This window comes from Pseudomonas sp. S37, from assembly GCF_016658545.1.
Lineage (GTDB): Bacteria > Pseudomonadota > Gammaproteobacteria > Pseudomonadales > Pseudomonadaceae > Aquipseudomonas.
In genome coordinates this window covers 21,191-28,831 of record NZ_JACVZC010000082.1, presented here as the reverse complement: position 1 = coordinate 28,831, position 7,641 = coordinate 21,191, and the positions used below count along the sequence as shown (strand labels likewise).

Here is a 7,641-nt window from a genome sequence, read left to right as displayed (position 1 = left end):
CGCAGGCATCGAAACCTTCCTCGAAGCCGGCAACCCCACCCTGGACCTGCTCCGCGTCCAACCCGGCGTCCCCGTCGACGACGCCTACGAACACGTCTCCGTCCTGCTGGGCTACTGCAAGCACCTCGTGCGCGAAGGCGACATGGAAGACGACCACAAAATGCTGGGCGCAGCCGATTACCTGCTGGCCATGGCCAAAGCCCTGATGAACGACATCGAGATTGCGAAGAACAAGCGCCACTAAACCGCGCGACCCAAACCCAGGCGGGGCCATGCCTCGCCTGCCGAGCTTTTTTGATTCCGCGACCAATGTCGCAGGGCACGCAAAGCAATCGTGCTTGCCAAATAACAGCCAGCAAAGCACGGTGGTGCTATTGCTGGCTAGTCTCGGCTAACGGCTTACAAAACAACGCGGCGCGGCAGAACAAGCAGTTTCACTTGTATGCTTTAGTGAGGTTCCCCTTCTTGGAAAGTATCGGTTTGGCGTAAAACGTCAAAACTCTCATCAAATCGGCCTCCAACGAAAGCGCGAATGACGCACCTGTCGTCTGCTGCGTGGCAGCCACACTTAGTGCCGATACTGCTTTGTCCACCTCTGCCAAATGCCCCTCAACGCACCGAATTATCTTGTTGACCTTCTGCCGAGCCTTGTCGTAATCGTGCACCGTCTTTAGGTCAATGGCGAAGCCAGCTTTGACTACCGAAGCGGCAGGCTCCTCAGCCTTTACCGGCATCATCAGCGATATCGCCCGGACGGCTTTAGGCGCCTGCCGCCTGGAAGCAACCTGCGGCACTACCACCACGCTTTCGGAAGCTTCAGCCAGCTCAACCCCGACCCGCTCTAGCGTCGAAGCGGCGCCCGTCAGGTGCTCAAGGTGAACTGTCTCGTGCATGATGGCCGCCCGGTTATGCTCGATTTGTTGGTTCACACCCTCAATAGCCTTGATCACACCCGAAGCCCCGGAAATTCCTCTCCGTAGGGTTTCAACAGACTCCATTTTCTTATTAAGTTTGTTGATCGCTTTGGTTAGCCGCCCCTTTGCGTTGGGTAACGTACGGTCAACGTCTTCATCATCAAGTTCGGCGTCATCATCGGAAAATGCCTTAGAAACCAGCCACCCTCCAAGTCCGACTAACGCAATCACTAACGGCGCGGCCAAATTCATCATCCTCTGAAATTTGAAGTGATATCGCGTTGCAAGGCAGCACGGGCCTTACTCAGCCCACCACAGACAGTGCAGCGGTAAGTGACTTGGACGCGGCTTCTAGATCAGCCGTGTCGTGCTGAACGCGCGCCTGCTCAATTTGCTGGAGATAGTATTCATCAGTACTGCTCTCCAGCGCAGCTACGCCAACCTTAAAGGCCTTGGCGGTATCAGACCAGTAGTCCGAAACACTATCCAGAAGCTGGTCTAGCACGCCTTCTTTTTCCATCTCTTCACTGATGCCTTTGGCTAAGGAACGCTGCCAGCGATCACCAAACAACTTGTAAATCGCACCAGCAACGATCAAAGCTAGGCCCAGGATGATGGTCACTGGACCGCCGACTGCTGCAATTACAGTGGAAACAGCCGTCACGTTAGTAATCAACCCTGCCGACACCAGGAGCCCTGCCAGCTTGGCACCTATGATGTAGCCCCCCAAATTACCCAGGGTAGCGACATAAGCGGCCATCGCGCCGTAGCTTCCCAAACCGACGATCCCGGCCAGCATGGACGCACGCGCATCAAAGCTGCCAGTCACAGCATCAATGCCTTGGTGCTGCAATTGCCAACCTTGGGTGTTGACCTTGACCTGCCATTGCTTCAGTAGCTCGTCCAGCTCACGGGAATACTGAGTGGCGTCACGCTTCATGCGCTTGGTGACACACTGGTCAACAAGGCTCATGACCATGGCTGGCGCGTCAGTTTGGGCCTGTTTTTTATCCCCGAACGAGTCATCAATGTAGCTTTCCAAGGCCTCGACACTCATGTTGGACTGGTACCAGGTACGCAGGTCGCTAAGCGCGTCGCTTTTGATCTCGTCAATATGTTTGAGTAGCGCACGCGTGCTCTCTTTCAGAGGCTTGAGATCATCGCTGCGAAATCGCGCATAATTACTTTCAGCCTCCTCTATCCGCTCTTCGCATGAACGTTTATCTGATTCGATCATTGCCCGCATCGACTTCAGTTGAGCCACACCCTTGCTACGCAGGTCGGCAAGCTTCTGCACCACACGCTCTTCCCGTACCTTTTGGCAGTAGTCGCTTAGCGCGAGGATCGTTTGAACGGTGCCGGCATAGCGGGTCGCGTCCTCGCGGTAGAAAGGCTGCACGCAATCGAGAAATTCTTGCGCGGTGGCCTTCGGCACACCCGACACCTCCTCCCAATAGCTGAAGATGCCCCCAGCATGGCGATCGAAGTTGTTGCCGATTTTTTGCTTGAGCTCAAAAATCTCACGCTCAGTAACCCCTGTATGGGCATGAGACATGATGATTCGAACATGATCTAGCGCCTTGCCGCCCGCCCGGTTCAATGGCGGAATAGTTTTCAGTACCGAGTTGAAATAGGCCAAGGCCGGGCCGGAAAGAAAACCCGTCATCGGGCTCAGAAATACAATGCCATCGCACAAATGAAGGCTGCTTTCGGCCCTGCGACGGTCCGAGCCTTCATCGTCCATACCATTCAAGTCACCCGGCGTGTCCATAAACCAGACACCTTCAAGTGCATCCGACGCAACGAACACCATGGAAATAGCGGCTTCTTTATGGTCAGCCGAACCTTCCAGGTACTGGTGGCGGCCAAGCCGCTGGAGGATGTCCTTGCCACCCTGCTCGATCAACAGGCTCTGCGCATGCTGTTGGTCCTTCAGCATGTTGGGGTTGAAGCCCTCTTTGAACACCGCCACATCGCCCACAATCCACTCCGGCTTGTCGTCGGTGTGCGCGATGATGTTCACAATGCTGGTCTCGGGCTGGTAGCCCTCTGGCATCCAGCGCTCACCCAGCAGGCAGTTGATGACCGTGCTTTTGGCTGAGTCGAACAGCCCGTAGAAGCCAATGACGGGCTTGGTGCCAATCGCTTTGACCATTGCCAGCGATTCATCGATGCAAGAAAAAGCCCCCCGCGCCTTCAGAATCTCCCGCCCCCGCTCCTGGGCACCCAGTGCCTGCAGCGCCTGTTCAAGCGTTCGAACATTCGCGGCAATGGCCTTTTCGATCACTTTGGATGTACGAGTATGCAGCCCTTCCATGCTTTTAACCTCAGTGGCTTGAATAAACAGATCCATCTCGGAAATGCTCGTGCCGATGATCTGCAGGTACAACGATAACTTGTCTACGGACGCCGCAAAGGGCTCGGCCTCCAGGCGCGAAATGGTTCGCTGGGGCAGTTGGCCGTTCGACCTACGGGCGATTTCGGACTGGCTCAGGCCAGCCTTGGCTTTCATGGCCTGGATGAAGTCGACAGCAGCGGATGACTTTAGAGTGGGGCTCATGGCTAGTCCTCGAAGCGAATGCTGGCACAATAGCACCGCCTCACAGAAAAAGGCTATACCATCCTAGCCAAATATGGCTAAAAAAGATCGGACACTGGAAAATGCAACGCGATCGACTGAAACCTAAAGGCGTTATCGGCTACGACCTGTGCACCAGCCTCCCCCCTGCCCACTTAACGGCGGCGCCTTGCAAACGGGAAGCAAGCCTTCTTATAACCCGCACGGCCCGTTGGGCTACGCTGTCGCGCAGAGCCCATAATGGCTAAGCGTGGCGCCCTGCGAAGGGCTGCATAGCAGCCCCAATCGGCTTAACTGACCGGCATCAAAGCACGCTCGCAAAGAATTCAGCCCGCTGACTGCCACGGGCCTTGCCGGTTTCCACAAAGCAAGCCCGCAAAATACGCCATACACAGAGCAACCCCTTCCGCCCCACAGCACACCCACCCCGTCAGACTTTCCTGAAACCTAGCCCCACCTCTTTAGTTCGGATAACCAGGCGAACTATCCTACACACCAGTCAGAAGCAGCTGAATTGTCGGGGAAATGCCCCAGGGATAACGTCACCGGGTCGCCATGTTGGTGACCGGGTGTGAGAACCTGATGCGAGTTACCTGGCTTGCCTGTCATGGCGGTCGTACGCGGGCAGACCTCGGTCTGGCCGGGCTTTGTAGCTCCCTCGGTTTCTCACCCCGCGTACGACTGCCGCCCTGATCCGTGAGAAAGATTCGCGTGGCAGTTCCAATTACCAGGAGCTACTACCATGAAAAACATCGACCAATCCCCCATCCTTACCGCAGGCATCGAAACCTTCCTCGAAGCCGGCAACCCCACCCTGGACCTGCTGCGCGTGCAACCCGGCGTCCCCGTCGACGACGCCTACGAACACGTCTCCGTCCTGCTGGGCTACTGCAAGCACCTGGTGCGCGAAGGCGACATGGAAGACGACCACAAAATGCTGGGCGCAGCCGATTACCTTCTGGCCATGGCCAAAGCCCTGATGAACGACATCGAGATTGCGAAGAACAAGCGCCACTAAACCGCGCTACCCCAAGCCAGGCGAGGCACTGCCTCGCCTCCCGAGCTTTTTTGTAGGAGCGGGTTCACCCGCGAATGCGCCCGCACCGACACCACCAAATGCCCGGTAAAACTGGACAGTAGCCCCCTTTCGCGGGTAACCACCCCTAAACCGGAATGGCCATCTGTGGGAGCGGGCTTGCCCCGCGAACACCGGCAAAGCCGGTGCCATCCCCCTCCAAAGCCCCTATCAGCCCCCTCAAATCACCGTTCGAGGATAAACACTGATAAACGCCGAAATCGCAATCGCATCCCCATCATCAACCTTCACCCGCGGGCTCTGCCCCGAGCGTTTGATATCAGACGCGAAATCCGCCGCTTTGAACGCCTGCTCAAGCTCATCACCCCCCACCCCGGCATACACAACCACCTGGGTACCGGTATTGTGCTTCTGCAGAGGCAGTTGCTTGATCTGCACCTGCACACCCGACTTGGTCAGTGCCACGGCGATTTCCTTGGCAAAGCGAACCGCCTCTTTATCCTCCTTGTGGATATTCAGCAGTACCACCGGTGCCAGCGTTTTAGCCTTAAGATCAGCCGCCAACGCCTTGAATGCGTCCTGCGCCTGCGGCGTCAGCGTTCGGGGTTTGAGGCTGGCTTCCAGTTTCAGCCGCTCGGCCCTCTCCTGCTCCAGCTCAGCCCTCTCACGTTCGAGTTCGGCCTTGAGCGTCTCGTTTTGCTCCAGGAGCTGCTGAATTTCCAACTGCGCCTGCACATCCGATTCATTGACGACGGTAACCTCCTGCGAGGCCCTCGAAAGGGTCAATTCGGAATGCTGGTTTTTCACGTCCGAGGTCATGTGGGCGAGGATCATTGCACAGGCCGCGATCAAAGCTGCGATCACCGCTGTGGCAGAGGCTATGGCATGGATAAGGCTGGCTGTGTCTGCTGAAATATCAGGCATAAACAACTTCTTGATGTTAGGGATGTTCATCGGTTCACGGTCAGGCAGGCGTGCCGGGGAGGTAGCCCGGTACGGTACGAGTCGAGCCAAAAGGCTAGCGAGGACTGGCAGGGTGCCATAATTTTGTGGATTTTGCTGAAAAGCACGTGGATTCCGCGACTGATGTTGCACCTCTCCCCCCTAGGCGCCTCACCATTTGAAGCTGACAACCTCGCCGCTGCTGACAGGCATTCGCGTACAGAACAAAGGAAGTGCGGGAATGAGGTCGACGCTCCAGCCCCAATACCGTCGCGTAGCCCGTAAAGCTTAAGCATGATTATAAAACAGCTGCTCGAATCACCTTTTGGGGGCAAAAGCTTGTCAGCTGCTACCACCGAAATGTAGCGAAGTACGCATCGCAATGTGAGCCAGTTCACCGCCAAAACGTGCTTTGGGCGTAAACATGAAGGACGTACGGAAAAACTGGCGGTACACACCTTCTCAAGATGAAGTCAATATGCCATCACAGTCTGCACTGCCATTCGTCTCGAACCCGTCCTCGAGACTCGATCTTTCCACCGCATTTGTGGCGCCTCGCTTGACGCTTATGCCCTCTGACGCTTACCCTTTCGCCCCTTAGAACAGGGAAGTGTCCGGAAGATCCGTCTGAAATCACCTCACGGTGAGCCTTTCCTGAAGATGAATTCCGGCGTGCCTAGGCGCGCTGCATTGCTTTGCGGTCGCCATCTTGAAACCTCGTTCATCTTTACAAATCCAGAAATCGGTCATTTTTGCCTTAGTACTGCGAGAGGCTCGCGCTCGATTCGGCACTCGTCGAATGGGAGCAGTCTGGACGTTGCTAGAGCCGATTGGCCACCTCTTAGTATTCACCCTCCTCTACACCCAGCTTCGTGGTCGTACCGTAGCAGACGTAGAGTATCCTGTCTTCGTACTTATAGGGATGGCACCATTTCTACTGTATCGAAACACAGCACTTAAGCTGATGGATAGCCTACGCGAAAACCGCTCGCTGTTCGGCTACAAACAAATCAAGCCTCTCGACACCTACTTAGCCAGAGTAATAGTCGAAACCTGTATAAGCGTAACCGTCTACGCAATATTAGTCTTTCTTTTTGCTTGGTTTGGCTTCGACATGTCAGTCACAAATCCATTACAGTGGGTTGCCGTACTGGCTCTTGGCTTGCTTTTCGCGTTTGGCTTAGGCATGTCTCTGGCACTTATTACGCATGCACTCCCAGGTATTAAAACCGTTATACGTCTCGCCTTCTTTCCGCTCTATTTTATTTCAGGTGTATTAATACCTGCGGCTTATCTTCCTCAAGCAATGATGCCTATCCTGCTTTACAACCCATTCTTGCACATCACTGAATTAATTCGCGCAGAAGTTTTACCTTACTACATTCCTGTCGATGGCATCTCGGCCACCTATGTAATTAGCTGGACTGTAGTTCTCTTGTTCGCTTCTCTGGGCGGGTATCGCGCACGTCGCCTACACCTCATTTCCACTAAGAACGGATGAAAAGGTCTCGTGTTCGAGCTTAGAAACGTCACCAAATCATATTTGACACCCAAAGGGCGTCGCTATGTCTTCCGCGATCTATCTCTGGCAATTCCGCCAGGTAAAAACATAGGTCTGATCGGTCGAAACGGCGCAGGCAAATCAACGCTGATGCGCCTTTTAGGTGGCGCCGACATCCCTGACTCAGGATCCATTATCACAGACCGAAGTATTTCTTGGCCCGTTGGCTTGACTGGGGGGTTCCAGGGAAGCATGACAGGGCGGGAAAACATAAAATTCGTCTGTCGTATTTATGGCTCCACCGGTGATGCAATGCGCGAAAAAGTTAGATTTGTCGAGGAATTTGCCGATATCGGCGACTGGATCGACGAACCAATCAAAACTTATTCATCAGGAATGCGATCCCGTGTCGCCTTCGGTCTTAGCATGGCTTTCGACTTCGACTATTACTTGATTGACGAAGTGATGGCCGTAGGGGACGCGCAATTTAAGCGCAGGTGCGCAGAAGTCTTCGAAGAAAAACTGAAAGCCTCAAATATTGTTTTAGTCACCCACTCGATGTCAGAGATTAAAAAACTCTGCGATATCGTACTACACGTCAACAACGGCAAAATCGACGTTTACGAAGATGTAGCTGAAGGTGTAAAGGCTTACAAACAATGATCTCGAC

General features: G+C 54.6%; 7 protein-coding genes. 4 read left to right on the top strand and 3 right to left on the bottom strand.

What is annotated here, in order from left to right; all coding sequences use genetic code 11:
* Window positions 1–244 (top strand): DUF3077 domain-containing protein (locus IAE39_RS20795; protein WP_201206036.1); only part of this gene is annotated, 244 nt, incomplete at its 5' end.
* Window positions 245–434: 190 nt separating this feature from the next.
* Here IAE39_RS20795 and IAE39_RS20790 read toward each other — a convergent pair.
* Both IAE39_RS20790 and IAE39_RS20785 read right to left on the bottom strand, forming a co-directional pair.
* On the bottom strand, window positions 435–1,160 hold the full coding sequence (locus tag IAE39_RS20790; protein WP_201206034.1) for a hypothetical protein: 726 nt from the start codon (window positions 1,158–1,160) through the stop codon (window positions 435–437).
* A gap of 58 nt (window positions 1,161–1,218) precedes the next feature.
* The gene (locus tag IAE39_RS20785; RefSeq protein WP_201206032.1) at window positions 1,219–3,474 is read right to left on the bottom strand and encodes a helix-turn-helix domain-containing protein; all 2,256 of its coding nucleotides are present in this window, start codon (window positions 3,472–3,474) and stop codon (window positions 1,219–1,221) included.
* A 760-nt stretch (window positions 3,475–4,234) separates the two neighbouring features.
* Between IAE39_RS20785 and IAE39_RS20780 the strand changes: the two genes are divergently transcribed.
* Window positions 4,235–4,510, top strand: coding sequence for a DUF3077 domain-containing protein (locus IAE39_RS20780; RefSeq protein ID WP_201206030.1), 276 nt, complete (start codon window positions 4,235–4,237; stop codon window positions 4,508–4,510).
* A 237-nt stretch (window positions 4,511–4,747) separates the two neighbouring features.
* Here IAE39_RS20780 and IAE39_RS20775 read toward each other — a convergent pair whose 3' ends face one another.
* Complete coding sequence (locus IAE39_RS20775; protein ID WP_201206028.1) at window positions 4,748–5,482, bottom strand: hypothetical protein; 735 nt, start codon at window positions 5,480–5,482, stop codon at window positions 4,748–4,750.
* A gap of 787 nt (window positions 5,483–6,269) precedes the next feature.
* Here IAE39_RS20775 and IAE39_RS20770 point away from each other — a divergent pair.
* Window positions 6,270–6,971: an ABC transporter permease gene (locus IAE39_RS20770; RefSeq protein WP_236548734.1), complete on the top strand. Its 702-nt coding sequence runs from the start codon at window positions 6,270–6,272 to the stop codon at window positions 6,969–6,971.
* Window positions 6,972–6,980: 9 nt separating this feature from the next.
* Entirely contained in the window at window positions 6,981–7,634 is a 654-nt protein-coding gene (locus tag IAE39_RS20765) for an ABC transporter ATP-binding protein (protein ID WP_201206024.1), read from the top strand.
* Window positions 7,635–7,641: the final 7 nt, after the last annotated feature.

Coding starts and splice junctions, on each gene's coding strand:
- IAE39_RS20785 (WP_201206032.1), bottom strand. CDS start 3,474: ATGAGCCCCACTCTAAAGTCATCCGCTGCTGTCGACTTCATCCAGGCC.
- IAE39_RS20780 (WP_201206030.1), top strand. CDS start 4,235: ATGAAAAACATCGACCAATCCCCCATCCTTACCGCAGGCATCGAAACC.
- IAE39_RS20775 (WP_201206028.1), bottom strand. CDS start 5,482: ATGAACATCCCTAACATCAAGAAGTTGTTTATGCCTGATATTTCAGCA.
- IAE39_RS20770 (WP_236548734.1), top strand. CDS start 6,270: ATGGGAGCAGTCTGGACGTTGCTAGAGCCGATTGGCCACCTCTTAGTA.